The sequence below is a fragment of the Pseudomonas sp. SIMBA_068 genome (genome assembly GCF_046534705.1).
GTDB classification, from domain to species: domain Bacteria; phylum Pseudomonadota; class Gammaproteobacteria; order Pseudomonadales; family Pseudomonadaceae; genus Aquipseudomonas; species Aquipseudomonas putida.
Map to the genome: position 1 here is coordinate 819,941 of NZ_JAWRYI010000001.1, position 25,444 is coordinate 845,384.

Consider the following 25,444-nt stretch of genomic DNA (forward strand, 5'->3'; position numbering starts at 1 on the left):
ACGGGCTCTGCCCGTGTTCGCGGGCGCGCCCGCTCCCACAGGGTGCAAGGTTTGTTCATGGTGCCTGTTGCTCGATCAACCCCAGGCACCGCTGCACGATCGGGCTCACGTCACCCTTGCGCCGGCTCAGTATGATTGGGCTGACGGCGCTGCTATCAAGCAAGCCGACATACTCGATATCGGTGCGGTGCTGCTGTTGTACCGATGCTGGCACCAGGGTTACCCCCACGCCGACGGCCACCAGGCCGATGGCCGTCTGCAGTTCGTTGGCCCACTGGCTGACGCGGATGCTCATGCCGTGCTGGGCGAACAGCGCAAGCACGTGGTCGGCATAACTGGGCCGGGGGTTGGCCGGGTAGAGGATGAACGCTTCGCCAGCCAGCTGGGCGAGGCTGAGCGGGCTGCCCGCCAGCGGGTGGCCCTTGGGCAGCACGGCCACCAGCGGGTCTTCACGCAGGACCTGTTGCGCAATGGCCGCGTCCTCGATACGAATGCGCCCGAAGGCGATGTCAATGCGCCCGCTCTTCAGCGCTTCCACCTGCTGCAGCGTGGTCATCTCGCTCAGGCCCAGTTCCAGCTCGCTGTCCTGGCGCAGCTCGCGGATCAGCTCTGGCAGCACGTTGTACAGGGTCGAGGGGGCAAAGCCGATGCCCAGCCACTGGCGCTGGCCTTGGCCAATGCGGCGGGTGTTGTCGCTGATGTTCTGCAGTTGCTGCAGTACGGTGCAGGTCTGCTCGTAGAAGAAGCGGCCGGCCTCGGTCAGCCGCAGAGGGCGTTCGCGCGCTACCAGCAAGGTGCCGAGCTCGTCCTCCAGCTGGCTGATCTGCCGGCTCAAGGGCGGTTGGGCAATGTGCAGCAGCTCGGCGGCGCGGGTGAAGTTCAGGGTCTCGGCCAAGACCTTGAAGTAACGCAGGTGGCGCAGCTCCATCAGACCTCCAGGGTATGGTGGGAGATTCATTTGATATTGGACGTTCATCAGGGTCTCGCGCAATCCTTGAACAATCAAGTAATGCACCATTCGGGCCTGCAACTGGCAGCCCGACCTGACGGGACCTGGCAACAATGACAAGCGCGCTGATTGAACGTATTGATGCAATTATCGTCGACCTGCCGACCATTCGCCCGCACAAGCTGGCAATGCACACCATGCAGCAGCAGACCCTGGTGGTATTGCGTGTGCGTTGCAGCGATGGCGTGGAAGGTATCGGTGAGGCCACCACCATCGGTGGCCTGGCCTATGGCTACGAAAGCCCCGAGGGCATCAAGGCCAACATCGACGCCCACCTGGCCCCGGCACTGATCGGCCTGGCGGCGGACAACATCAACGCCGCCATGCTCAAGCTTGACAAGCTGGCCAAGGGCAACACTTTTGCCAAGTCGGGTATCGAAAGCGCCTTGCTCGATGCCCAGGGCAAACGCCTGGGCCTGCCGGTCAGCGAACTGCTGGGCGGCCGCGTGCGCGACAGCCTGGAAGTGGCCTGGACCCTGGCCAGTGGCGACACGGCCCGTGATATCGCCGAAGCCCGGCACATGCTGGAAATTCGCCGCCACCGGGTGTTCAAGCTGAAGATTGGCGCCAACCCGGTGGAGCAGGACCTCAAACACGTGGTGACGATAAAACGCGAACTGGGCGACAGCGCCAGTGTGCGAGTGGACGTGAATCAGTACTGGGACGAATCCCAGGCCATCCGCGCTTGCCAGGTGCTTGGCGACAACGGCATCGACCTGATCGAGCAACCGATTTCGCGTATCAACCGCGGTGGCCAGGTGCGCCTGAACCAGCGCAGCCCTGCACCGATCATGGCCGATGAGTCCATCGAAAGCGTCGAGGATGCCTTCAGCCTGGCCGCCGACGGCGCCGCCAGCATCTTTGCCCTGAAAATCGCCAAGAACGGCGGCCCGCGTGCCGTGCTGCGCACCGCGCAAATCGCTGAGGCCGCCGGTATCGGCCTGTATGGCGGCACCATGCTCGAGGGCTCGATCGGCACCCTGGCCTCGGCCCACGCCTTCCTCACCCTGCGCCAACTGACCTGGGGCACCGAGCTGTTCGGCCCGCTGCTGCTGACCGAAGAAATCGTCAACGAGCCGCCGCAATATCGCGACTTCCAGCTGCACATTCCCCGTACCCCAGGCCTGGGCCTGACCCTGGACGAACAGCGCCTGGCGCGCTTCGCCCGTCGCTGATCAGCAAACAAGGAGATAATCATGCTGTTCCACGTGAAGATGACCGTGAAACTGCCGGTGGACATGGACCCGGCCAAGGCCACCCAGCTCAAGGCCGATGAAAAGGAACTGGCCCAGCGCCTGCAACGTGAAGGGACCTGGCGCCACCTGTGGCGCATTGCCGGGCACTACGCCAACTACAGCGTGTTCGATGTGCCCAGCGTCGAGTCGTTGCACGACACCCTGATGCAACTGCCGTTGTTCCCTTACATGGACATCGAGGTCGACGGCCTGTGCCGGCATCCCTCGTCGATCCACAGCGACGACCGCTGATACGCACCTGTCTACCTGACAAGAACAATATGAGGTACGCACGATGACCGTGAAAATTTCCCACACTGCCGACATTCAAGCCTTCTTCAACAAAGTGGCGGGCCTGGACCACGCCGAAGGCAACCCACGCTTCAAGCAGATCATCCTGCGTGTGCTGCAAGACACCGCGCGCCTGGTCGAAGACCTGGAAATCACCGAAGACGAGTTCTGGCACGCCATTGATTATCTCAACCGCCTGGGTGGCCGTAACGAAGCTGGCCTGCTGGCTGCAGGCCTGGGCATCGAGCACTTCCTCGACCTGCTGCAGGACGCCAAGGATGCCGAAGCCGGCCTGGGTGGCGGCACCCCGCGTACCATCGAAGGCCCGCTGTATGTCGCCGGGGCGCCGCTGGTACAAGGCGAAGCGCGCATGGACGACGGCACCGACCCAGGGGTGGTGATGTTCCTGAAAGGCCAGGTGTTCGACGCCGAAGGCAAGCCGCTGGCCGGCGCTACCGTCGACCTCTGGCACGCCAACACCCAAGGTACATATTCGTACTTCGACTCGACCCAGTCCGAGTACAACCTGCGCCGCCGCATCATCACCGATGCCGAGGGCCGCTACCGTGCGCGCTCCATCGTGCCATCGGGATATGGCTGCGACCCGCAGGGCCCGACCCAGGAATGCCTGGACCTGCTCGGGCGTCATGGCCAGCGCCCGGCGCATGTGCACTTCTTCATCTCGGCACCCGGGCACCGCCACCTGACCACGCAGATCAACTTCGAGGGTGACAAGTACCTGTGGGACGACTTTGCCTACGCCACCCGTGACGGGCTGATCGGCGAGCTGCGCTTTGTCGAGGATGCTGCGGCGGCGCGTGACCGCGGCGTTCAAGGCGAGCGTTTTGCCGAACTGGCGTTCGACTTCCACCTGCAGGGGGCCACGGCGTTGGAGGCCGAGGCACGCAGCCACCGGCCGCGTGCGTTGCAGGAAGGCTGAAACCGTTGGGGCTGCCGCGCAGCCCATTCGCGGCCTTGTGTCGCGAAAGGGGCGCGTAGCGCCCCCAAAGTGCTGACCATTTTTCGCTGTGTTTTTGCCTGGGCCTTTCCGTGCGGGGAGGGCCTGGGCTTTTTGCTGTTGGGCCCGGTGATCTAGAATCGACCTTTTGCCTGAGCCCCACCCTATGCTGCCCATCGCGCTGCTGCCAACCACCGCTGACCAGGCCCCGCTGATCCGCAACCTCTACCAGTTCTATTCCTACGAGTCCTCCGACTGGGAGCAGGAGGACGTCGAAGTGGACGGCCGCTTCTATATCCACGACGAGCACCTGCACCGCTACTGGCAGGACGACGGCTGGGGCGCCTACCTGGTGCTGGCGGACGGCTTCATCGCCGGCTTCGTACTGGTGGAACGCAGCGAATTGCCGGGCATCGACGCGCTGGAACTGGCTGACCTGTTCATCCTGAAAAAATACCGCCGCCAGGGCATCGGCCAAGCGGTGGCGTTGCAGTTGCTGTGCGGCGAGGGCGACTGGTTGCTGCGGTGCTACGCACAAGATGCCCCGGCCGTGGCGTTCTGCAAGGCCGTGCTGGCGAACCTGTCGCGCCCGGCGCAGGCCATTGCCCTGGCTGATGAACCGGACCTGCTCAGTTTCCTGGTGAGCGGCGCCCGCCATTGAGGGCTTGCCCGCCTTCGTTCGTCCTTGAAGAGGAATAGCGACATTTTTGTGAGCTACTTCACAAAATCGTCATGAGCGGCATAATGCCATCAACGCTTTCAGAAGCCCGGCCACTGCTTGCCGGGGTCCCTTTTCATGCGCTTCGAAGGTTCAGGTAAAGTTCATGTCGTTAGTCGCAAGCCCCGACATCATGTACCGGCTATTGATTCAGAGTGTGGTGGACTATGCCATCTACATGCTCACCCCCGAAGGTGTCGTCGCCAACTGGAACCCCGGCGCTCAGCGTGCCAAGGGGTACCACGCCGAGGAAATCGTCGGCCAGCATTACTCGCTGTTCTACACCGATGCCGAGCGCGCCGCCGGGTTGCCCGCGCATAACCTGGAGCAGGCGCGCAGCACCGGGCGCTTTGAAGAAATCGGTTCGCGCATGCGCAAGGATGGCTCGGCCTTCCACGCCCATGTGGTGATCGACGCGGTGTACGACGATGCCGGCCAACTGGTGGGTTTTGCCAAGGTTACCCGCGACATTTCCGAACGCCGCCGTCAGGAGCTGGAGCTGCTGCAGGCCAAGGAACTGGCCGAGCAGTACAGCCAGGAAATGGCCAAGCTTTCGCAGTTCCTGGATTCGGTCATTGCCAATATCCCCGCCAGCGTCATCGTCCAGGACCTGGAGAGCCAGCGTATCCTGCTGGCCAACCAGCAGGCCGAGCGCCTGTTCGGCGGGCCAGAGCGCAGCATGATCGGCCAACTGCCTGGCGAGTGCCTGAGCCCGGCGGCTGCCGACTACCTTGAGCAGCAGCTGGCCCGTGGCGCCCGTAGCACCAAAGGCCATGCTGCCGAGACCCGGGTCGACACCGCCCGTGGCCCGCGTACCCTGCGCAGCCGTACCTTGCTCAGCCAGAACCGCGAAGGCCAGGCTGATTACGTGCTGTTTGTTGCCGAGGATGCCACCGAGGAACTGGCCGCCCACGCGCAGATCCACCACATGGCGCACCATGACGCGCTCACGGGGCTGCCCAACCGCACGCTGTTCAACGAACGCCTGCGCCAGGCGCTGGTGCGTGGCAGCGAGAACGCCAAGCTGACCGCTGCGCTGTGCCTGGACCTGGATAACTTCAAGAACATCAACGATTCCCTGGGCCATGCCTTCGGCGACAAGCTGCTGCGTGAGTTGGGTAAGCGCCTGCGCCGTGAGCTGCGTGAACACGACACCCTGGCCCGCCTGGGCGGTGACGAGTTTGCCGTGGTGCTGACCGGGCTTGATGGCCGCGATGCCGCGTGCAACACCGCACAGCGCCTGATCAATGCCATTTGCCCGCCGTTCCAGATCGAAGGCCACCAGTTCACGGTGGGGGTGAGCATCGGCGTTGCCATTGCCCCCGATGACAATGACCAGGCCGAGCAGTTGCTCGGCTATGCCGACATGGCGCTGTACGAGGCCAAGCGCAACGGGCGAAACCGCTACGAGTGCTTCGAGGTCGAACTGGACGTTGCAGCCCGCCAGCGCCGCCTGGTGGAAACCGACCTGCGTACTGCGCTGCACCTGGGCCAGTTGCTACTGCACTACCAGCCGGTGGTCGACCAGCAGACCCACTGCATCACCGGCTACGAGGCTTTGCTGCGCTGGGAGCACCCGAGCCGTGGCATGGTGATGCCCATGGACTTCATCCCCATTGCCGAGGAAACCGGGTTGATTCATGAGCTGGGCACCCGGGCCTTGAACCTGGCCTGCCAGGAAGCGGCCAGCTGGGACAGCGAGCAGACGGTGTCGGTCAACCTGTCGCCGGTGCAGTTCAAGAATGCCAACCTGGTGCAGGTTGTGGCCTTGGCCCTGGCCGACTCGGGCCTACCGGCGCAGCGCCTGGAGCTGGAAATCACCGAGTCGGTGCTGCTGGGTAACAGCGAGGAAAACGTGCGCACCTTGCGCGCGCTGAAAGACCTGGGCGTGTCCATTTCGCTGGACGATTTCGGCACCGGGTATTCATCGCTCGGCTACCTGCGGTCGTTCCCGTTCGACCGGATCAAGATCGACAAGTCGTTCGTGCATGACATGTGCGAAAGCCGTGAGGCGATGTCGATCATCCGTGCCATTACCGACCTGTCCAACAGCCTGATGATCAAGACCACGGCCGAGGGGGTGGAGTCGGAAGAGCAGATGCGCCGGCTGGCGGCGGAAGGGTGCTCGCATTTCCAGGGCTACCTGTACGGGCGGCCGGCACCGGCGAGTGAGCGGTTGAAGCAGGTCATAACGCCTAGCTGACGGCTCACGCAGCCCATTGTGGGGGTAATTGTCTTGCTCAAATTTTAAGAGCTTGTGCAATCCTTGTGGGAGCGGGCATGCCCGCGAACACCGGCGCAGCCGGTGCCAGCCACCGAGTTGGCTTCTTCGCGGGCACGCCCGCTCCCACAAGGTCCGTGTCGCGCTTACGAATTTCAGCTATTCCAGTCTGGCGCAAACGCCGGGCTCACCACCCGCTGGTCTTTCGGTAATTGGGCAATCGCCGCGCGATCCTCGTCGTCCAGTTGCACGTTCAATGCTGCCAGGTTGGCCAGCTGGTTCTCGCGGCTACTGGCCTTTGGGATCGCCGCCACACCGTCCTGGTCCAGTAACCACTTCAGCGCCACCTGGCTGGGCAGCACGCCGTGCTTGCGGGCAATCGCCTGGATCACCGGCTGCGCCACCGCCTGGCCGCGGGCCAGCGGGGTGTAGGCGGTGAGCAACAGGTCATGATGGCGGGCGTAGTCGAGCAGCGGTTGCTGGCCGAGCAGTACGTGGTATTCCACCTGGATCGCCGACAACGGCGCACCCAGGGTTTCCACCACCTGGCGCAGCAGGCCCAGCGGGAAGTTGGCCACGCCAATGTGGCGCGCCTTGCCCTCGTCACGCAGCGCTACCAAGGTGTCGATGCTGCGTGCCAGGTCCCAATCCTTGCCGGGCCAGTGAATGTGGAACAGGTCGACCTGCTCGGTGCCCAGGGCGCGCAGGCTGTCTTCCAGCGACTGGCGCATGGCCTTGGGCTCCAGGCGGTCCCACCACACCTTGGTGGTGAGGTGGATCTGCTCGCGTGGCACGTCGCTGTCGCGCAGGGCCTGGCCAACGGCCGCTTCGTTTTCGTAGGCGGTGGCAGTGTCGATGTGCCGGTAACCCACGTCCAGCGCCCGGTGCACGGCCTGGGTACATTCGGTGCCGGTCATTGGCCAGGTGCCCAGGCCGATTGCTGGCAGGTCCAGACCGTTACGGGTGGTGAGCCTTTGCATGTAAATTCCTTGTAGGGTGTGCAGGGTTCGCACTCGATGGTGGGTGATCAGCGAGGCCCGGGCCATGCGTTCAAGGCACAAAGTGGTCGATCAGCGAACAGTAATTGCAGCCGGCGTGGACAAGCGGCAAATGAACTTCCTTATGCTGCGGCATCTCTTCTAGAATTCGAGCAGTCGCATCCGCCAGGCCACGCCTGTGCGGCCTTCCCTGGGCTTGCCTGCTGGCGCGCCGTCATCGAGAGAGCCATGAGTTCCAGTACACCGCTGTCCGGCGTCAACCAACCCCTGCGCGGCATCGCCTTGGTGGTGGTGGCGACGTTGCTGTTTGCCAGCCACGATGCTTTGTCCAAATTCCTCGGCGGCCTGTACCCGATCGTCATGGTGGTGTGGGCCCGGTACGTGGTGCATACGCTGCTGATGGCCGGCATCTTCCTGCCCAAGTCAGGCCTTAACGTGCTGCGTACGCGCCGCCCGGTGTTGCAGACGCTGCGGGCCTTGAGCCTGCTGAGCACCAGCCTGCTGTTTACCACTGGCCTGCAATACTTGCCGCTGGCCGAGGCCACTGCGGTCAACTTTCTTGCCCCGGTGCTGGTCACCGCGTTATCGGCACCCCTGTTGAAAGAACGGGTGACGGTGGGGCAGTGGGTGGCGGTGGTGATGGGCTTTATCGGCGTGCTGGTGGTGGTGCACCCGGGTGGGGCGATGTTTACCCCGGCCATTCTGTATCCTTTCGGTTCGGCGTTGGGCTTCTGCTTCTATCAGTTGCTGACGCGCATTCTGGCTGCGCATGACAGCCCGACCACCAGCAACTTCTATGCAGGGCTGTGCAACACCCTGGCAATGAGTGCACTGGTGCCGTTCTTCTGGGTGGTGCCGCGTTGGGACCATGCGCTGCTGATGCTGGCGCTAGGTGGCTTTGGCATGACTGCGCACCTGCTGCTGACCCAGGCCTTCCGCCATGCGGCACCGGCGTTGCTGGCACCGTTCAGCTACTGCCAGATCGTGTTTGCCGGGTTGCTTGGGCTTCTATTCTATAGCCAGGTGCCGGATAGCCTGAGCCTGGCGGGAATTTCGGTGATCTGCCTCAGTGGGCTGGGCGCGGCGTGGATGCAGCGCAAGAAGTGAGTGATTACCTACCGGGCCATGAACTGCAGGATGCGTTCGCGTAGCCAGCGCTCGGCCGGGTCGTTGTCCTGGGCGCCGCTCCAGACCATGGACAGCTCGGCCTCGGAGATGTCGAACGGCGCCGGGTCGGCGCGCAGGCTACCGTCGTCGGCCAGGGCGCAGGCGGCGTAGTCCGGCACGGTGGCAATCAGCTCGGTGTTGCGCAGCAGGGCGCGCAGGCTGCCGAACTGCGGCACCGCCAGCACCACCTTGCGGCAACGGCCGATGCGCGCCAGGTCCAGGTCGATGTTGCCGCTCATGTCGCCGGAGAACGACACCATCACATGCGGGCGCGCGCAGTATTCGTCGAGGGTCAGCAGGCCGGGGCGGTCGTCGGCGCGCAGCACGCGCACGCCGATGTCGCGCAGCTTGCGGCGTTTGGCCGTGGCTGGCAGGTCGGTGGTGTAGCTCACACCTACCGAGATTTCGCCGCTGGCCAGCAGGCCAGGCATCAGCAGGAAGTTGGCGCGCCGCACAACCACGCTGATATCCGGGGCTTCTTCGCGCAGGGCCTGCAGCAAGGCCGGGAACAGGCCGAACTCGGCATCGTCCGACAGGCCCAGGCGGAACACATTGCAGCTGCTGGCCGGGTCGAATTCGCGGGCGCGGCTGATGGCGGCGGAAATCACGTCCATCGCTGGCGCCAGTTCGGCAAAAATCTGCAGGGCCCTTGGCGTGGGTTCCATGGCCCGGCCACTGCGGATCAGCAACGGATCGTCGAACAGCTCGCGCAGGCGGGCGAGGGCGGCGCTGACGGTGGACTGGGTGATGAACAGCTTTTCACCGACGCGGGTCAGGTTGCGTTCGATCATCAAGGCTTCGAACAGCACCAGCAGGTTCATGTCAACGCGGCGCAGGTCGTTGCGGTTCATTGGGCTCAGGTTCCGGAATAGAGGGCTTGGCGGTGTATTGAAGCACGCCGCTGGCCTGCTTGCCTTGTATGAATGTGCTGGCCTCTTCGCGGGTTCACCTGCGAAGAGGCCAGCACAAGCAAACCTGACAGAGCCAGCCTATCAACCCCTAACAGCCACTCTATTAGAACTCTGCCCAAGCTCGTCTAGTCTTTCCCGTGGCCCCGTGTAGACCTGATGAGGGGTAGCACGAGCCCACACGCTCGGCTGAAAGAACACCTGGCATAGACCGGAAATCTGGATAACCGACCCAAAGGTACCCGCAGATGTCGAACGAATCGAAATGCCCGTTCCATCAAACCGCAGGTGGCGGCACCACCAACCGTGACTGGTGGCCTGACCAGCTCAACCTTCGCATTCTTCACCAGCATTCGTCGAAATCCAGCCCCGATCCGGACTTCGATTATGCCAAGGCGTTCAAGAGCCTCGACTTCCAGGCCCTGAAGCAAGACCTGACCGCCTTGATGACCGACTCGCAGGACTGGTGGCCCGCCGACTTCGGCCACTACGGTCCGCTGTTCATCCGCATGGCCTGGCATAGCGCGGGCACCTACCGCATCGGCGATGGTCGCGGTGGCGCGGGTTCTGGCCAGCAACGTTTCGCCCCTCTGAACAGCTGGCCGGACAACGTCAGCCTGGACAAGGCCCGGCGCCTGCTGTGGCCGATCAAGCAGAAATACGGCAACAAGATTTCCTGGGCCGACCTGATCGTGCTCACGGGTAACGTTGCCCTCGAATCCATGGGCTTCAAGACCTTTGGTTTCTCTGGCGGGCGCGCCGATGTGTGGGAGCCGGACGAAGATGTGTATTGGGGCTCGGAAAAGGTCTGGTTGGGCGGCGATACCCGCTACGGCAAGGAACAGGTCAAGGCCCAGCCGCCAGGCCAGGGGGACCTGGTGGCCGAGCCGGCCAAGCACGGCGAAGAACAGAATCGCGACCTGTCGGCCGAGCGGAACCTGGAAAACCCGCTGGCCGCCGTGCAGATGGGCCTGATCTACGTGAACCCGGAAGGCCCGGAAGGTAACCCCGACCCGGTGGCCTCGGGCAAGGACATCCGTGAAACCTTTGGCCGCATGGCCATGAACGATGAAGAAACGGTGGCGCTGATCGCCGGCGGCCACGCCTTTGGCAAGACCCATGGTGCCGGCCCTGCTGACAATGTCGGCCCCGAGCCGGAAGCTGCTGGCCTTGAGCTGCAGGGCCTGGGCTGGCCCAACAAGTTTGGTACCGGCAAAGGCGGGGATACCATCACCAGCGGCTTGGAAGTGACCTGGACTTCTACCCCGACCAAGTGGAGCAACGAGTACCTCAACAACCTGTTCAACTTTGAGTGGGAATTGACCAAGAGCCCGGCCGGTGCGCACCAGTGGCGGCCGAAAGAGGGCAAAGGCGCAGGCACCGTGCCGGATGCCCACGATCCGGGCAAGAAACACGCACCGTCGATGCTTACTTCCGACCTGGCGCTGCGTTTCGACCCGATCTACGAGCCGATCGCCCGTCGCTTCAAGGACAACCCTGACCAGCTGGCGGATGCCTTTGCCCGTGCCTGGTACAAGCTGATCCACCGCGACATGGGCCCGCTGGCCCGCTACCTGGGCCCGGAAATGCCCAACGAAGAGTTGCTGTGGCAAGACCCGTTGCCCAAGGCAGATCCAGCCACGATCAGCGAGCAAGACATCGCAGATCTCAAAACCAAGATCCTGGCTTCGGGCTTGAGCGTGGGCGAACTGGTCGCCACCGCCTGGGCGTCGGCGTCGACCTTCCGCGGCTCCGACAAGCGCGGTGGGGCCAATGGCGCCCGCGTGCGCCTGGCACCGCAGAAGGACTGGGCTGCAAACCAGGGGGTAGATAAGGTGCTGGCGGCGCTGGAAAAGATCCAGGGCGAGTTCAACAACGGCGGCAAGAGGGTTTCTCTGGCCGACCTGATCGTGCTGGCCGGTACCGCAGCCGTTGAAAAAGCCGCCAAGGACGCCGGTTACACGGGCAGCGTAGGGTTCCGCCCGGGCCGCGTCGATGCGTCTCAGGCGCAGACCGATGTCGAGTCGTTTGCCGTGCTAGAGCCGTTGGCCGATGGCTTCCGCAACTTCACCAAGGCCCGCTATAGCGTCAAGGCTGAGAAGCTGCTGCTGGACAAGGCCCAGTTGCTGACGCTGACGGCGCCGGAGCTGACCGTGCTGATTGGCGGCCTGCGCGTGCTGGGCGCCAACCATGGCGGCAGCAAGCAGGGCGTGTTCACCGACAAGCCCGGCACCCTGAGCAACGACTTCTTCCGCAACCTGCTGGACATGGGCGTGGAATGGAAGCCGACCTCGGCGGACAACGAGGCCTTCGAAGGCCGCGACCGCAAGACCGGGCAGGTGAAGTGGAATGGTAGCCGGGTTGACCTGGTGTTTGGTTCGCATGCCCAGCTGCGGGCGTTGAGCGAGGTGTATGGCAGCAGTGATGGGGGTGACAAGTTTGTGCGGGACTTTGTGGCCGCTTGGCAGAAGGTCATGGAGCTGGATCGTTTTGACCTGAAGTAACGGTGTTGCGGGGGGCTGCAGAGCAGCCCCCTTGGCCCTGGTGATTCCGCCAATTCCAGGTCGGATAGATACAAAAACGTCCTCGTCGGTTCTGTTGCAATGCTTCTCAGGCGGCCGGCCTGAACAGCGTGCTCACAACGACAAGGAACCCCGACCATGCAAATGCCCAAGACCCTGAAAATCCGCAATGGCGACAAGGTGCAGCCGACCTTTTCGGCGCAGGAATATGCAGCCCGCCACGCCCGGCTGCGGGCCTACATGGCCGAGCAGGACATCGAAGCGGCGATCTTCACGTCGTATCACAACGTCAACTACTACAGCGACTTCCTCTACTGCTCGTTCGGCCGCCCGTATGCGCTGGTGATCACCCAGGACAAGGTCGTCTCGATCAGCGCCAATATCGATGGCGGGCAGCCCTGGCGGCGCACGGTCGGCACTGACAACATCGTCTACACCGACTGGCAACGCGACAACTACTTCGTTGCCATCCAGCAGGCGCTGCCGCTGGCCTCGCGCATCGGCGTCGAACACGACCACCTCAACCTGCAGAACCACGCCAAGCTGGCCGCCTGCTACCCCAGAGCCGAGTTGTTGGACATTGGCGCGCCGTGCATGCGCATGCGCATGATCAAGTCGGCTGAGGAGCAGGCGCTGATCCGCCACGGTGCGCAGGTGGCCGACATTGGCGGTGCGGCGGTGGTGGAGGCGCTGCGCGAGCAGGTGCCGGAGTATGAAGTGGCGCTGCATGCCACCCAGGCGATGGTCCGTGAAATTGCCAGGCGCTTCCCCGATGCGGAGCTGATGGACACCTGGACCTGGTTCCAGTCCGGGCTCAACACCGATGGCGCGCACAACCCGGTGACCAGCCGTCGCGTCGGCAAGGGTGAAATCCTTAGCCTCAACTGTTTCCCGATGATCGCTGGCTACTACACCGCGCTGGAGCGCACACTGTTCCTCGACCATTGCCCGGATGAATACCTGCGCCTGTGGCAGGCCAACGTGGAGGTGCACGAGGCTGGGTTGAAACTGGTACGCCCGGGCATGCGCTGCAGCGACATCGCCCGTGAACTGAACGAAATCTTCCTGCGCCACGACCTGCTGCAGTACCGCACCTTTGGCTATGGCCACTCGTTCGGCACCTTGAGCCACTACTACGGCCGCGAAGCGGGGCTGGAGCTGCGCGAAGACATCGACACGGTGCTGGAGCCTGGCATGGTGGTGTCGATCGAACCGATGATCATGCTGCCCGAAGGGCGACCGGGGGCGGGCGGGTACCGCGAGCATGACATCCTGATCGTCAATGACAACGGCGCCGAGAACATCACCAGGTTCCCGTATGGGCCGGAGCACAACATCATTCGCAAATAAAGACCGCAGCAGGCCTCATCGCCGGCAAGCCAGCGCCCGCAGATACTGCACAGCATGCAATGCCTGTGAAGTCCCGTGTGGGAGCTGGCTTGCCGGCGATGAGGCCAACCCGGACAACAAAAATATCACTGTATGACCACCAGACCCTGCCTCCAATTAAAAGAACCAGAGGGTACCCGTCATGTCCAGCACCACACTTGACCCATCCGCCGTCGCCGGTCCCGCACACAATGCCGAACGCCAGGCCCTGCGCAAGGCCGCCCGGGCCAGTTTCATGGGCAACTTCGTCGAGTGGTTCGACTACGCCGCCTACGGCTACCTGGCCACCATCATCGCCGCCACCTTCTTCCCGCAGACCGACAAGACCAACGGCCTGCTGGCAACCTTCGCCGTGTTTGCCCTGTCGTTCCTGGTCCGCCCGCTAGGCGGTATCGTCTGGGGGCACTTTGGCGACCGCCATGGCCGGCGCAACGCACTGTCGTGGTCGATCCTGATCATGTCGGTATCGACCTTCTGCATCGGCCTGCTGCCTGGTTATGCGCAAATCGGTTTGTGGGCGCCGGCGCTGCTGTTGCTGATCCGCCTGGTGCAGGGTTTTTCTGCGTCGGGCGAGTACGCCGGTGCTGCGGCGTTCCTGGCCGAATACGCGCCGCCCGGCCGTCGTGGCCTGTACACCAGTATCGTGCCGGCCAGCACGGCAGCGGGGTTGCTGTTTGGTGCGGCGTTCGTGGCGGTACTGCACGAACTGCTCAGCAGCGAAGCCCTGCATGAATGGGGCTGGCGCCTGCCGTTCCTGCTGGCGGCGCCGTTCGGCCTGGTGGGGCGCTATATCCGCATGAGCCTGCAGGACACGCCCAAGTTCCTGGAGATGGAGCAGCGCCTGGAACACAAGGCCGGCATGGCCCCGACGCCGCTGCGCGAGCTGCTGGGCCAGCACCGCCGCAGCCTGGCCATCGGCATTGGCGTTACCTGCCTGAACGCGGTGGCGTTCTACCTGCTGCTCAGCTACATGCCGACCTACCTGTCCAGTGAAATGGGCATGAGCGAGCGGGATTCATTCATTGCTTCGACAGTATCGCTCGCCACTTATATTGGCTTGATCTTCCTGATGGGGCGGCTTTCCGACCGGTTTGGCCGCAAGACCATGCTGGTGGTGGCTTCGCTGTTGTTCCTGGGGCTGACCGTGCCGTTGTTCCGCCTGCTTGACGGGCAACCGCTGCTGGTCATCCTGGCGATCCAGATTTGCTTCGGGGCGATACTGGCAATGAACGACGGAACCTTGCCGTGCCTGCTGGCCGAGATTTTCCCGACCCGGGTGCGCTTCAGTGGGTTTGCCCTCAGCTTCAATGTGGCCAACGCGCTGTTTGGCGGGACCGCACCGTTCATTGCCACCTGGCTGATTCAGGTGACTGGCAGCAAGCTGGCGCCGGCGGGGTATTTGCTGGCGGCAGCACTGGTGGCACTGGTGGCGATGCTGATGTGCCGGGAAACGGCGCACTCGGCACTGGAAGATTGATAAGCCTGTACTGGCTTCTTCGCGGGTTTACCCGCGAAGAGGCCGGCAAAACTAGTGCAAGATCTGGATCAGTGTAAAGAGGCCTGCCGCCGCTCCCCCAGCGGCGACAAGCCAAAGAACCGGCTGTAACTCTTGGAAAAATGCGCCGGCGAGCTGAACCCGCAGGCCAGCGCCACCTCGCGCACCTGCACATCGCTGCGCAGCAGCAACTCCCGCGCCCGCGACAGCCGCAGCTCCAGGTAATACTGGCTGGGCGTGCGCTGCAGGTACTTGTGGAACAGCCGCTCCAGCTGGCGCACGGTCACCTCGTTGAGGCTGGCAAGCTCCTCGAGCCCCAGTGGTTCTTCCAGGTTGGCCTCCATGATCGCCACCACCTGGCTCAGCTTGGGTTGAGCGCTGCCAAGCAGGGTGCGCAGCGGTATCCGCTGGCGATCGCGCTCGCCCCGCACCCGGTCGCACAGCAACAGCTCTGCCGCCTTGGCCGCAATGTCCTGGCCCCCGGGTTCGCGGGCCACCAGTTGCAGCATCATGTCCATGGCTGCCACACCGCCCGAGCAGGTATAACGGTCGCGGTCCAGTTCGAACAGCTGGCTGGAAATGACAATGCCGGGGAAGTGCGCCTGCAATGTCGGCAGGTCTTCCCAGTGGATGGTGCAGCGGTAGCCTTTGAGCAGTTCGGCCTTGGCCAGCAGGTAGCTACCGGTGCAGATACCGCCCAATGGCAGGTGCTGGCGGGCCAGCTTGCGCAACCAGTCGATCAGCGGGCGGCTGCTACGGCCACGGTCGATCGGGTTGGCGCCGACCACCAGCAACGTGTCCAGCTCCGGGGCGTTGGCGATGCTGTAGTCGGGCAGTACCCGCATGCCGTTGCTGGCGACCACGGGTGCCTCGTCCGCAGCAATCAGCACGCTGCGAAACAGTGGCTTGCGCGCGGCCAGGTTGGCCATGCGCAGGGTTTCCACCGCCGACGCCAGACCGATGGTGGTGAAGTTGGGCAAAATCAGAAAGCCGAAGGTCTTTACGGAACAACTCTTTACAATAGACGGCGACAGGTTTGTAGAAGCGGGGTGGACCATTGCGCTGTTCCTGTGCAAGCTGAGGCAGAGTTCGTCAGGGGCAGAGAGAAATACAGCCTCGCGTGGTTCTTGTTGTTATAGGTCGTTGCCGGGTTGATCTTACACCCCGGGCGCAGCGGCCAGGAATGGCCCCGCCGGCTGGCAGGGCCGACAGTGATTGCACAGAGAAGGTGATCGTTCGTGAACCCCGAATCCATGCTGGCGGCATTGCCAGGCTACGCCATATCGCCCGAGTCGATCCAGGTGCTGCCCGATGCCAAGGCATACCGCGCCTGCCTGCTCGAGCGCATCCGCACCGCGACCCGGCGCATCGTCATCGTCGCACTGTACCTGCAGCAAGACGAGGCTGGCCAGGAAGTGCTGGATGCCTTGTACCAGGCCAAGGCCGAGCGGCCAGGGCTGGAAATCACCATCGTGGTCGACTGGTTCCGTGCCCGCCGTGGTCTGCTGGGGGGCGGGCGTCAGCCGGGTAACGCCGCCTGGTATCAGGCCCAGCGCCAGTTGCGCGGGCTGGATATCGTCATTCACGGGGTGCCGGTGCAGACCCGCGAGCTGTTCGGCGTGCTGCACTTGAAGGGCAGCATCATCGACGATTGCGTGATCTACACCGGCGCCAGCCTGAACAACGTCTACCTGCACCGCTTCGACCGCTATCGCCTGGACCGCTACCACCTGTTCCAGTCGCCGGGGCTTGCCGACGCCATGGTCGACCTGGTACAGCGCCTGTTGCACCACACCGCCACACCACGCCTCGACTTGCCTGCACAACCTGCCACCCGCAGCCTGCGCGGCGATATCCGGCGCTTGCGAGCGCGGTTGCGGCGCATGGCCTACGAGGCACCATCCAGCGTGGCAGGGCAGGGGTTGCGGGTGATTCCGCTGTTGGGCGTGGGCCGTGGCAACCCGTTGAACCGGGCAATGTGCGCCCTGTTGGCGGCGGCGCGCACGCAACTCATCATCAGTACGCCGTATTTCAACCCGCCGCGGGTGGTTATGCGCGAGCTTGACCATGCGCTGGAGCGGGGGGTGCACGTTGAGCTGATCGTCGGTGATCGCACGGCCAACGACTTCTACATCGCCCCGGGTGAGCCGTTCAGTGCCAGTGGCGCCTTGCCTTATCTGTACGAAGACAACCTGCGTGCCTTCGCCCGACGCCGCCATGCGGCGATTGCCAGCGGCCAGCTACAAGTGCGGATCTGGAACGATCCCGGGCATACCTTCCATGCCAAGGGCGTGTGGGTCGACCAACGCTATTCGCTGCTGACCGGGAACAACCTGAACCCGCGCGGGTTCAACCTGGACCTGGAAAACGGCCTGCTGATCGATGACCCGCAAGGGCAATGGCTGGCGCCAAGGGAAGCGGAGCTGAGCGAGCTGCGCCGGCATGCGCCGAAGATTGCCTCGGCAGAGGCGTTGGGGGTGAAGGCCGAACACCCCAAGGAAGTACGCAAGCTTCTGCGGCGGTTGCGTTTCAGCCGGTTGGAGCCGTTGATCAAGCGCGTGCTCTGAGGCATTGCACCAGTCGATGCTGTACGTTTTTTGGGGGGAGCGGCCTTGTGTCGCGAAAGGCCAGTGAGGGCGTGGTATCGCTGCCGTTTCGCACCGAGCGCCTGGTGATGCTGGTGCCTGCCGGTCATCCACTGGCCGGGCGCGGGGGGCGAGACCACTGCGATTTCTGTAGTGAACACGGTGCCTTGATGTCAAAATGATATTGCTGGCATGCCTCCATCTAGAGGGGCTGGGCTATCATTTGCAGTCAACCGTGCAAGGCCCCTCTGAAAAGTCATCACGAGCGCATACAATCGGGCCTTTTCCTCGTTAACCAGATAGGCCAATGCGTATATGGCGCTAGATCCACCCACGATGCTGACCATCTCGGTCGCCCTGGCAGCTGCGGCTGCCCTGTACCTGGCGATTGAGTGGCGCAGTGTCCGCGAAACATCACTGCTGTTCTGGAGTGCCGGGTTTGCCACTATTACTGTCGGTTGTATCCTGGCCTTGTTGCGCGGGGTCGGGTTGTTGTTCATCGGTATCTGGTTTGCCAACGGTTTGCTGGTGGTGGCGCACTGGTTTTTCCTGCTAGGCGTACTGCGTTTTACCCAGGACCGCTTGTCGCGGGCCTGGCTGATTATTGTGGTGGTCTGGTTCGCCTTGCTGCTGCTGCCCGTAGGGCCGCAGTGGTCGAAGGTGATGCTGATGGTCAACTCGTTGCTGGTCGCCTCGCTGACGCTCAAGGCCAGCTTCCTGCTGCGGCCGCATGGCAAGTCGCTGAGTGTCGGGGCAGTGCAGTTGCGCTATGTGTTGTTGATCCATGGGCTGTTCTATGTAGCGAAGGCGATCATTGCGATCACGCCGGGTACGTTGATTGACCTGGCCACCTTTGGCGGGCTGATCATTCAGGTTTCCCTGGTCGAGGGGGCGATGGCGATCATGCTGATTGCCTTGTCGATGACCGGCACTGTGCGCTATCGGCGCGAGGAGCGGATTGCCCGGCTGGCAGCCCGCGACCCGCTGACCGCGCTGTACAACCGGCGCGCGCTGGAGGTGCGGGCGGGGCAATTCTTCAAGGACGTGAGCCCGGCGCAGCCTGGGGCGTTGCTGCTGATCGACATTGACAACTTCAAGCTGGTCAACGACCTGCATGGGCACATTGCCGGGGACCGGTTGCTGATTGCCCTGAGCGAGATGATTCGCACGGCGCTGCCCGAGCGGGCGCTGGCCGCGCGATTGGGCGGTGATGAGTTCGTCATCTTGTTGAGCGGGGCGAGTAGCGAGCAGGTAGTGGAGCTGGGTGGGATGTTGCGCGAGCTATTCCAGCAGTATGCCGGCAAGACCGTTCCCACCCCGCACGCGGTTACCTTGAGCATCGGCGTGAACCTGTTCGACCAGCCACCGGCGAGCCTGGCGGCGTTGATCGAGCAGGGGGATGTGGCCTTGTACCAGTCCAAACGCAGTGGGCGCGATAGTATCCGGTTTGTTGAGCGGCCGATGGCTGACCTCAACCAATAGACTAATGGGGCTGCGCAGCAGCCCCAATAGCCTGGGATGACTGTTTAGGCAGCGGGTGTCAGGTCACTACCTGGTAGCACGGCACATACGCCGCGCCGCCCGGCAGCTTCATGCGGTGCTGGTCGACGAAGGCCTGCAGCAGCCGGCCCAGTGGATCCAGCACAGCGCTGTCGCCGCGGATCTGGTACGGCCCGTGCTCTTCGATCAGGCGGATGCCCTTGTCCTTCACGTTACCCGCTACAACGCCGGAAAACGCCCGGCGCAGGTTGGCAGCCAGTTCATGGGGTGGCAGCTCGCGGCGCAGGTCCAGCTCGGCCATGGCCTGGTGGGTCGGGTCGAACGGGCGCTGGAAGCTCTCTTCGATCTTCAGCAGCCAGTTGAAGTGGAAGGCGTCGTTGCGCTCACGGCGGAACTGCTTGACCTCCTTGAGCCCTTCGACCATGTGCCGGGCAACCTCGGCCGGATCATCAATGATGATTTCGTACAAGCGGTGCGCCGCCTCGCCCAGGGTGGCGCCGACGAAGGCATGCAACTGTTGCAGGTAAGGCTCGGCGCTGCGCGGGCCGGTGAGCACCACCGGGAACGGCACGTCGTGGTTGTCCGGGTGCATGAGGATGCCCAGCAGGTAGAGGAACTCCTCGGCCGTGCCGGCACCGCCCGGGAAGATGATGATGCCGTGACCGACACGCACGAAGGCTTCCAGGCGTTTCTCGATGTCCGGCAGGATCACCAGCTCGTTGACGATCGGGTTGGGCGCCTCGGCGGCGATGATGCCCGGCTCGGTCAGGCCCAGGTAGCGGCTGCCATGCATGCGCTGCTTGGCGTGGGCGATGGTGGCGCCTTTCATCGGCCCCTTCATCACGCCAGGGCCGCAGCCGGTGCACACGTCCAGTTTGCGCAGGCCAAGTTCGTGGCCGACCTTCTTGGTGTACTGGTATTCCTCGGTGCTGATCGAGTGGCCGCCCCAGCACACCACCATCTTCGGCTCCACACCCGGGCGCAGGGTGCGCGCGTTGCGCAGCAGGTGGAACACGTAATCGGTGATGCCCTGCGAGCTTTCCAGGTCGATACGCTGGCTGGCCAGCTCGCTCTCGGTGTAGACGATGTCGCGCAGGGCGCTGAACAGCATTTCACGGGTGCTGGCGATCATTTCGCCATCGACGAAGGCGTCGGCCGGGGCATTCAGAAGCTCCAGGCGCACGCCGCGGTCCTGTTGGTGGATTTTAACCTCGAAGTCCTTGTAGGCCTCGAGGATAGTCTTGGCATTGTCGACATGGGCGCCGGTGTTGAGGATGGCCAGGGCGCACTGGCGGAACAGGGTGTAAAGGCTACCGGTACCGACTTCACTCAGTTGCTGCACTTCACGTTGTGACAGCGTTTCCAGGCTGCCTTTGGGGCTGACGGATGCATTGATGACATTGCGTTGAGGCATCTAAGTCTTTCCTGTGCGGGTAAAACATCCTTCTTTGACAACACCATACCGAGAAATGTGGACGGCAACGAGGGGGCTGGTGAAAAACCTTGAGACCGGGTTGGCTTCTTCGCGGTCCCGATTTATCCCAACAGCTTCTGCACGCCGAGGGTAATTGCCAAGCCACCGCCTACCAGCCACAGGTTCAGAATCGCCCCGGTAGCCAGCGCCTTTGGCCCGGCCTGGCGAATCTGGCTGAAGCGGGTTTCCATACCCAGTGCAGTCATGGCCATGGTCAGGGCAAAAGTGTCGAGGCTGTTCACTGCCTGGGTAACGCTACCCGGCAGTACCTGCAGCGAATTCACCAGCACCAGGGCAAGGAAGCCGAAGGCGAACCAGGGCATCGCAATGCGCCCATTGCCCTGCGCCTGGCCGGCCTTGCGCGAGCGGCTGATCCACAGGCCTACCACCAGCAGTACCGGCACCAGCAGCATCACCCGGGTCATCTTGACGATGGTGGCGATATGGGTGGCTTCAGGGCTGACGTTACTGGCTGCGCCCACTACTTGGGCGACTTCGTGGATAGTGCCGCCCAGGAAAAGCCCGGCGCCCATGGTGTCCAGGTGCAGCCAGCCGGCGTTGATGGCCAGCGGGTAGAGGAACATCGACAAGGTGCCGAACAACACCACGCTGCCGACGGCCATGGCGCTCTTGTGCGGGGCACTGCGCAGTGCCGATTCGAAGGCCAGCACGGCAGCGGCGCCACAGATGGCGCTGCCAGCGGCGGTCAGCAGAGCGGTATCGCGGTCCAGCTTGAACAGCTTCATGCCACACCACAGGCCGATCAGCAGGGTGCTGGACACCACCAGCAACGACACGAGCAGCCCCGACCAGCCGACTTCGGCGATTTCCTGCAGGCTGACCCGCAGGCCAAAGAAGGCCACGGCAATGCGCAGCAGGCCGCGGGCCGAAAAGTTGATGCCGGCAGCCCAGCTGGCCGGTACACCATCGCGCAAGGCATTGCCGTACAGCGCGCCGGCGACGATGCCGACAATCAACGGGCTGATGCCCAGGTTGGCGATGGCAGGCAAGGCCGCCAGCTGAGTGACCGCAAGCGCAAAAAGCGCGACGAACAGGATGCCGTTGAGCCGCCCTCGGGTAGAGAGGGTAGGCGAATAAGCGGGGTGGGACGGAACCGTGGCCATGTGAGTCCTCCGGACAGGTGTTTCGACAAGGCCTACGTTAATCTGGTTATAAGCTTATAAAAAATCGTAATTTGGAATGGCAAATATCCGTTTATCTGATATTTTTTAATCATGACCCCAGAACAGCTGATAACGTTTGCCACTGTCGCCGAGCACGGCAACATCAGCCATGCGGCCCAGGCGCTGCACCTGTCGCAGCCGGCGGTGTCCGGCCAGCTCAAGCTGCTGCAGGAGGCTTTTGGCGAGCCGCTGTATCAGCGTGCCGGCCGTGGTGTGCGGTTGACGGCAGCCGGCGAGCAGTTGCTGGCCCATGCCGAGCGCCTGCGCGAAACCTTCCGCCAGGCCAAGGCACTGCGTGAGGCCATGCGTGGCCTGGAGCGCGGTACCTTGCGTATCGGTGCCAGTACCACACCTGCCAGCTACCTGCTGCCTTACCTGATCGCCGACTTCCATGCCCGCCACCCGGACGTGCTGGTGACTACATCGCACGGCAACACGGCAGAGATCGTCGCTGCGCTGGACAGTGTCGACATCGCCCTGATCGAAGGGCCGCCTGGGCAGGAGTTGCCCTTGGGTACGCAAGTGACGGCCTGGCGCGAGGACGAGATCGTTGCCATCGTGCCCAGTGGTCATCCGCTGGCAGGCAGTGACCAGCAGGTCTTGGCGTCGCTGGGTGCTTACCCGTTGGTGCTGCGCGAGAGCGGCTCGGGGGTGCGGCAGATTGTCGAGCGGGCGTTTGCCCGCGATGGTGTGGCGATGCGCGTAGCGCTGGAAATTGCCGGGGTGGAAGGGGTGAAGGAGGCGGTGCGTGCGGGGATGGGGGTTGGCTTTGTGTCGGCGATGTCCATCCGCCATGAGGATGGGGCGCTGCACAGGTTGCAGGTTGCGCCGCAGCCTTTGGTCAGGCGGTTTTCCATTCTGATGCCGCATGCCGCGACGCCATCGCGGGCGGCGGCGCGGTTTCTTGAGTTGTGTGTGGGTATGCAACAGGTCGGTTGACTGTGCTGGCCTTTTCGCGGCACAAGGCCGCTCCTACAGGGGTACGTAGCAATCAATGGCTTTGTACATGCAGGAGCGGCCTTTTGCCGCGAAGAAGCCGGTGCAGGCAACCTCAATTCAAATGAAAGACATGCTTCAGATAAGCAACAAAATTCTCGTCCCGGCATTGCGTCTTGCCCGGGCTGTCGGAAATCTTCGCCACTGGCGCCCCATTACAGCCGGTCATCTTGATCACCATGTTCATCGGCTCAACCCCCGGGATATCACACGTGAGCTTGGTACCAATGCCAAAGCTCACATTGATCCGTTCATGCAACGCCCGGTACAGCCCCAGCGCCTTGGAAAAATCCAGCCCGTCGGAAAAGATCAGGGTCTTGCTCCTCGGGTCGATCCCCAGCCGCTCATAGTGGGCAATGGCTTTTTCCGCCCACGCCAGTGGATCGCCCGAGTCGTGCCGCAAGCCATCGAATAGCTTGGCGAAGTACAGATCGAAATCGCCAATGAAGGCATCCATGGTGATGCAGTCGGTTAACGCAATACCCAACAGCCCGCGGTACTCTCTTACCCAGCATTCCAGCGCAGCGGCCTGGCTGTCGACCAGGCGTGGGCCGAGCTGTTGGTGGGCCATGAACCATTCGTGGGCCATGGTGCCGAGTGGCTTGAGCTCGAACTCGCGGGCCAGGTGCACATTGCTGGTGCCGACGAAGCGCCCGGGGAAATCGTGCTTGAGGATGTGCACCACCTCTTCCTGCACGCGGTAGGAGAAGCGCCGCCGGGTTCCGAAGTCCGCCAGCTGGAAGCCGGCCAGCTCATCGGTGCTGGCTTCGGCTTTGAGCCAGTCCAGCTTCTGGTAGAGGCGTTCGCCAACTTGCTCGATCACCACTTCGCGATAGCGGTAGCGGTTGCGTACTTCGCTGATGATCGCCAGCAGCGGGATCTCATAGAGGATCACGTGCAACCACGGCCCACGTACGCGGATTGCCAGTTGCCCGGTGCCATCCAGGCCCACCTGGACATAGCGCAGGTTGAAGCGAAACAGGCTGAGGAAGCGAATGAAGTCCGGTTTGAGGAAGGGGATTTTTTCCAGATAGGCCAGTTGGTCGTGGGTGACGGTAACCTCGGCCAGTTGCTCCACCTGATAGCGGATCTCGGCCAGGTAGGGGGAAAGGTCTTCGCCATTGCGGCACCGAAACTCCCATTCCACCTCGGCGTTGGGGTAGTTGTGCAGCACCGCCTGCATCATGGTGATCTTGTAGAAGTCGGTGTCCAGCAAGTTCTGGATGATGCGTGGGCCAAAAACACTGTCGCTCATGGGCGGTCTTCCTTGATCAGGGCAAGCTGGTGGTCAAGCGCGTCCTCGTCGCCGCAGAGGATCACGCCCTCGGCGGCCAACGCACCACACGCCTCGATGGCGCCGGCCTGGGTAAGCGCGCGGCAGGCCGGCAGGTACAGCAGCACTTGGAAGCCGGCCTGGCGCAATTGGCGGGCGGTGGTCTTGACGCAGTAGTCCAGGGCCAGGCCGCCGACGATCACCGCGCCCACCTGCTGCACCTTGAGGTATTCGATCACCCCGGTAGAGCGGCGCTCGGCAAGGTCGTGGTAGCAGGCGCCGTAGGGGTGCAGGTCAGGTTCGACGCCTTTCCACACGAAGTAGTCGTAGTCGATGGGGGCGGGCAGGCCGGGCAGCAGCGCGAAGCCCGGTGTGCCGGGGACGCAGTGGCTGACCCAGGTCAGGTCGGCGTTGGCCAGTTGCAGGGATTGCAGCATGTGCGCAGGGTCGGCGACCACCCAGGCGGCGTTGGCCGGGTGCGCGTCCTTGCTGCCCAGGCGCAGGTCGGCGCGCAAGGCCATCGCATTCAGGTCATCCGCAATTTCGTCGCCTTCGGGCACGGGCAGCTCCAGCGGGGCGTTGGCAGTGAAGCCGTTTTGCGCGTCGACATCGAAACTGGCGATCTTCATGGCGGTTCTCCTTGCTGGAATGGCTATATAATTCACCTGGTGTATTAAGTATGTCAAGTGGCAAACGATATGGGGTTGGTGGTTGCCTTACTTAGATGCTCTGGTGGATTATTGTGCTACTGAACAAGGAGCTGCACGGTGAGTACAGTCGAAGTCCTGGCCAGTGTCGACATTGTCGCCCTGCGCCTGGCCCCTGATGCCCAGCATCTGCAAGTGTTGTTGCACCGTCGTGAGCGCGAGCCGCATGCCGGGCAATGGGCCTTGCCCGGGGTCATCGTAAATGGGCGTACCCCCGACACCAGCCTGGAAGATGCCGCCAGCCGGGCCCTGCACGAGAAGGCCCGGGTGCAACCGTGCTACATGGAGCAGGTGGGTACCGAGGGCAATGCATTCCGCGATCCACGAGGGTGGTCGTTGAGCACCTGTTACCTGGCGTTGCTCGACCCCGCGCAGGCCGTCGAAGGCGAGCAACTGGCATTTTTTGATCTGGACAGTGTGCTGGGGCGCAAGGTGTTGTTGCCCTTTGACCACAACCTGCTGGTGGAGCGGGCCCGCGAACGGCTGGCGGCAAAGACGGTGTACAGCAGCCTGCCGCTTTACCTGTTGGCGCAGAAGTTTACTGTGCAGGATGCGCTCGGGGCGGTGCAGGCCTGCCTGGGCCAGGCGGTGAACGGTACTTCTGTGCGCAAGCGTCTGGAGCGTTTACGCGAGCTGGGTTGGGTAAGGGATACCGGCGAGAAGCACCAGCCAAAACTGGGCCGGCCGCAGCAGTTGTACCAGTACACGCCGCAAGGGGAGCGGGCATTCATGTTTGACCGCAGTTTGTTACCTGAAGGCGGATAACTGAAGGCCAGGCTGACCTGGCAGATCTACCAGTATCGACCCTGTCATC

At 63.2% G+C, this 25,444-nt stretch carries 21 protein-coding genes; 13 read left to right on the plus strand and 8 right to left on the minus strand.

Going from position 1 to position 25,444, the window contains the following annotated elements:
• Positions 1 to 55 precede the first annotated feature (55 nt).
• On the minus strand, positions 56 to 928 hold the full coding sequence (locus tag SB756_RS03825; RefSeq protein WP_410910210.1) for a LysR family transcriptional regulator: 873 nt from the start codon (positions 926 to 928) through the stop codon (positions 56 to 58).
• A gap of 134 nt (positions 929 to 1,062) precedes the next feature.
• On the opposite strand from SB756_RS03825, the gene SB756_RS03830 reads away from it, so the two are divergent.
• The 5 genes from SB756_RS03830 (at position 1,063) to SB756_RS03850 (ending at position 6,414) form a co-directional block, all read left to right on the plus strand.
• Positions 1,063 to 2,184: a muconate cycloisomerase family protein gene (locus tag SB756_RS03830; protein ID WP_016499204.1), complete on the plus strand. Its 1,122-nt coding sequence runs from the start codon at positions 1,063 to 1,065 to the stop codon at positions 2,182 to 2,184.
• 21 nt (positions 2,185 to 2,205) lie between these two features.
• Positions 2,206 to 2,496 (plus strand): muconolactone Delta-isomerase, encoded by a 291-nt coding sequence (gene catC / locus SB756_RS03835; protein ID WP_234228043.1) that lies wholly within the window; start codon positions 2,206 to 2,208, stop codon positions 2,494 to 2,496.
• A 43-nt stretch (positions 2,497 to 2,539) separates the two neighbouring features.
• Entirely contained in the window at positions 2,540 to 3,475 is a 936-nt protein-coding gene (gene catA / locus SB756_RS03840) for a catechol 1,2-dioxygenase (RefSeq protein WP_341798423.1), read from the plus strand.
• Between the two features lie 184 nt (positions 3,476 to 3,659).
• Positions 3,660 to 4,154 (plus strand): GNAT family N-acetyltransferase, encoded by a 495-nt coding sequence (locus SB756_RS03845; RefSeq protein WP_410910211.1) that lies wholly within the window; start codon positions 3,660 to 3,662, stop codon positions 4,152 to 4,154.
• A 163-nt stretch (positions 4,155 to 4,317) separates the two neighbouring features.
• Positions 4,318 to 6,414: a putative bifunctional diguanylate cyclase/phosphodiesterase gene (locus SB756_RS03850; protein ID WP_341798425.1), complete on the plus strand. Its 2,097-nt coding sequence runs from the start codon at positions 4,318 to 4,320 to the stop codon at positions 6,412 to 6,414.
• 173 nt (positions 6,415 to 6,587) lie between these two features.
• Here the strand turns inward: SB756_RS03850 and SB756_RS03855 are convergent, their stop codons facing one another.
• Positions 6,588 to 7,412 (minus strand): aldo/keto reductase, encoded by an 825-nt coding sequence (locus SB756_RS03855; RefSeq protein ID WP_410910212.1) that lies wholly within the window; start codon positions 7,410 to 7,412, stop codon positions 6,588 to 6,590.
• Between the two features lie 246 nt (positions 7,413 to 7,658).
• On the opposite strand from SB756_RS03855, the gene SB756_RS03860 reads away from it, so the two are divergent.
• Entirely contained in the window at positions 7,659 to 8,537 is an 879-nt protein-coding gene (locus tag SB756_RS03860) for a DMT family transporter (RefSeq protein ID WP_341798427.1), read from the plus strand.
• Positions 8,538 to 8,545: 8 nt separating this feature from the next.
• Here SB756_RS03860 and SB756_RS03865 read toward each other — a convergent pair whose 3' ends face one another.
• Positions 8,546 to 9,448, minus strand: coding sequence for a LysR substrate-binding domain-containing protein (locus SB756_RS03865; protein WP_410910213.1), 903 nt, complete (start codon positions 9,446 to 9,448; stop codon positions 8,546 to 8,548).
• A 305-nt stretch (positions 9,449 to 9,753) separates the two neighbouring features.
• Here SB756_RS03865 and katG point away from each other — a divergent pair, with 305 nt between their 5' ends.
• The 3 genes from katG (at position 9,754) to SB756_RS03880 (ending at position 14,893) form a co-directional block, all read left to right on the plus strand.
• A complete protein-coding gene (gene katG, locus SB756_RS03870; RefSeq protein WP_410910214.1) occupies positions 9,754 to 12,009 on the plus strand; it encodes a catalase/peroxidase HPI in 2,256 nt (751 codons plus the stop codon).
• 156 nt (positions 12,010 to 12,165) lie between these two features.
• Complete coding sequence (locus SB756_RS03875; protein WP_341798430.1) at positions 12,166 to 13,377, plus strand: M24 family metallopeptidase; 1,212 nt, start codon at positions 12,166 to 12,168, stop codon at positions 13,375 to 13,377.
• A 181-nt stretch (positions 13,378 to 13,558) separates the two neighbouring features.
• Positions 13,559 to 14,893 (plus strand): MFS transporter, encoded by a 1,335-nt coding sequence (locus SB756_RS03880; RefSeq protein ID WP_341798431.1) that lies wholly within the window; start codon positions 13,559 to 13,561, stop codon positions 14,891 to 14,893.
• A gap of 68 nt (positions 14,894 to 14,961) precedes the next feature.
• On the opposite strand, the gene SB756_RS03885 is transcribed toward SB756_RS03880, so the two are convergent.
• Positions 14,962 to 15,969 carry a GlxA family transcriptional regulator gene (locus SB756_RS03885; RefSeq protein WP_341798432.1) on the minus strand — a complete coding sequence of 336 codons (1,008 nt, stop codon included), beginning with the start codon at positions 15,967 to 15,969 and terminating at the stop codon, positions 14,962 to 14,964.
• Between the two features lie 180 nt (positions 15,970 to 16,149).
• Between SB756_RS03885 and pssA the strand changes: the two genes are divergently transcribed.
• Positions 16,150 to 17,478: a CDP-diacylglycerol--serine O-phosphatidyltransferase gene (pssA, locus tag SB756_RS03890; RefSeq protein WP_341798433.1), complete on the plus strand. Its 1,329-nt coding sequence runs from the start codon at positions 16,150 to 16,152 to the stop codon at positions 17,476 to 17,478.
• A 354-nt stretch (positions 17,479 to 17,832) separates the two neighbouring features.
• Positions 17,833 to 18,978: a GGDEF domain-containing protein gene (locus SB756_RS03895; protein WP_341798434.1), complete on the plus strand. Its 1,146-nt coding sequence runs from the start codon at positions 17,833 to 17,835 to the stop codon at positions 18,976 to 18,978.
• Between the two features lie 58 nt (positions 18,979 to 19,036).
• Here SB756_RS03895 and ppnN read toward each other — a convergent pair whose 3' ends face one another.
• Positions 19,037 to 20,410 carry a nucleotide 5'-monophosphate nucleosidase PpnN gene (gene ppnN / locus SB756_RS03900; protein ID WP_086975190.1) on the minus strand — a complete coding sequence of 458 codons (1,374 nt, stop codon included), beginning with the start codon at positions 20,408 to 20,410 and terminating at the stop codon, positions 19,037 to 19,039.
• Positions 20,411 to 20,532: 122 nt separating this feature from the next.
• Positions 20,533 to 21,594, minus strand: a complete 1,062-nt coding sequence (locus tag SB756_RS03905) for a YeiH family protein (protein ID WP_341798435.1) — start codon at positions 21,592 to 21,594, stop codon at positions 20,533 to 20,535.
• A gap of 111 nt (positions 21,595 to 21,705) precedes the next feature.
• Here SB756_RS03905 and SB756_RS03910 point away from each other — a divergent pair, with 111 nt between their 5' ends.
• Positions 21,706 to 22,593, plus strand: a complete 888-nt coding sequence (locus tag SB756_RS03910; protein ID WP_341798436.1) for a LysR family transcriptional regulator — start codon at positions 21,706 to 21,708, stop codon at positions 22,591 to 22,593.
• 112 nt (positions 22,594 to 22,705) lie between these two features.
• Here SB756_RS03910 and pncB read toward each other — a convergent pair whose 3' ends face one another.
• Both pncB and SB756_RS03920 read right to left on the minus strand, forming a co-directional pair.
• Positions 22,706 to 23,905, minus strand: a complete 1,200-nt coding sequence (pncB, locus tag SB756_RS03915) for a nicotinate phosphoribosyltransferase (protein ID WP_341798437.1) — start codon at positions 23,903 to 23,905, stop codon at positions 22,706 to 22,708.
• Entirely contained in the window at positions 23,902 to 24,552 is a 651-nt protein-coding gene (locus SB756_RS03920; RefSeq protein WP_341798438.1) for an isochorismatase family protein, read from the minus strand. The genes pncB and SB756_RS03920 overlap by 4 nt, the downstream gene beginning before the upstream one ends.
• Before the next feature lie 138 nt (positions 24,553 to 24,690).
• Here SB756_RS03920 and SB756_RS03925 point away from each other — a divergent pair, with 138 nt between their 5' ends.
• Complete coding sequence (locus SB756_RS03925; RefSeq protein WP_341798439.1) at positions 24,691 to 25,395, plus strand: NUDIX hydrolase; 705 nt, start codon at positions 24,691 to 24,693, stop codon at positions 25,393 to 25,395.
• Positions 25,396 to 25,444: the final 49 nt, after the last annotated feature.

What these genes read in the sequence shown, in the direction of transcription:
- SB756_RS03825 (WP_410910210.1), bottom strand. Translation starts at nt 928, where the DNA reads ATGGAGCTGCGCCACCTGCGTTACTTCAAGGTCTTGGCCGAGACCCTG.
- SB756_RS03830 (WP_016499204.1), top strand. Translation starts at nt 1,063, where the DNA reads ATGACAAGCGCGCTGATTGAACGTATTGATGCAATTATCGTCGACCTG.
- catC (WP_234228043.1), top strand. Translation starts at nt 2,206, where the DNA reads ATGCTGTTCCACGTGAAGATGACCGTGAAACTGCCGGTGGACATGGAC.
- catA (WP_341798423.1), top strand. Translation starts at nt 2,540, where the DNA reads ATGACCGTGAAAATTTCCCACACTGCCGACATTCAAGCCTTCTTCAAC.
- SB756_RS03845 (WP_410910211.1), top strand. Translation starts at nt 3,660, where the DNA reads ATGCTGCCCATCGCGCTGCTGCCAACCACCGCTGACCAGGCCCCGCTG.
- SB756_RS03850 (WP_341798425.1), top strand. Translation starts at nt 4,318, where the DNA reads ATGTCGTTAGTCGCAAGCCCCGACATCATGTACCGGCTATTGATTCAG.
- SB756_RS03855 (WP_410910212.1), bottom strand. Translation starts at nt 7,412, where the DNA reads ATGCAAAGGCTCACCACCCGTAACGGTCTGGACCTGCCAGCAATCGGC.
- SB756_RS03860 (WP_341798427.1), top strand. Translation starts at nt 7,659, where the DNA reads ATGAGTTCCAGTACACCGCTGTCCGGCGTCAACCAACCCCTGCGCGGC.
- SB756_RS03865 (WP_410910213.1), bottom strand. Translation starts at nt 9,448, where the DNA reads ATGAACCGCAACGACCTGCGCCGCGTTGACATGAACCTGCTGGTGCTG.
- katG (WP_410910214.1), top strand. Translation starts at nt 9,754, where the DNA reads ATGTCGAACGAATCGAAATGCCCGTTCCATCAAACCGCAGGTGGCGGC.
- SB756_RS03875 (WP_341798430.1), top strand. Translation starts at nt 12,166, where the DNA reads ATGCAAATGCCCAAGACCCTGAAAATCCGCAATGGCGACAAGGTGCAG.
- SB756_RS03880 (WP_341798431.1), top strand. Translation starts at nt 13,559, where the DNA reads ATGTCCAGCACCACACTTGACCCATCCGCCGTCGCCGGTCCCGCACAC.
- SB756_RS03885 (WP_341798432.1), bottom strand. Translation starts at nt 15,969, where the DNA reads ATGGTCCACCCCGCTTCTACAAACCTGTCGCCGTCTATTGTAAAGAGT.
- SB756_RS03895 (WP_341798434.1), top strand. Translation starts at nt 17,833, where the DNA reads ATGCTGACCATCTCGGTCGCCCTGGCAGCTGCGGCTGCCCTGTACCTG.
- ppnN (WP_086975190.1), bottom strand. Translation starts at nt 20,410, where the DNA reads ATGCCTCAACGCAATGTCATCAATGCATCCGTCAGCCCCAAAGGCAGC.
- SB756_RS03905 (WP_341798435.1), bottom strand. Translation starts at nt 21,594, where the DNA reads ATGGCCACGGTTCCGTCCCACCCCGCTTATTCGCCTACCCTCTCTACC.
- SB756_RS03910 (WP_341798436.1), top strand. Translation starts at nt 21,706, where the DNA reads ATGACCCCAGAACAGCTGATAACGTTTGCCACTGTCGCCGAGCACGGC.
- pncB (WP_341798437.1), bottom strand. Translation starts at nt 23,905, where the DNA reads ATGAGCGACAGTGTTTTTGGCCCACGCATCATCCAGAACTTGCTGGAC.
- SB756_RS03920 (WP_341798438.1), bottom strand. Translation starts at nt 24,552, where the DNA reads ATGAAGATCGCCAGTTTCGATGTCGACGCGCAAAACGGCTTCACTGCC.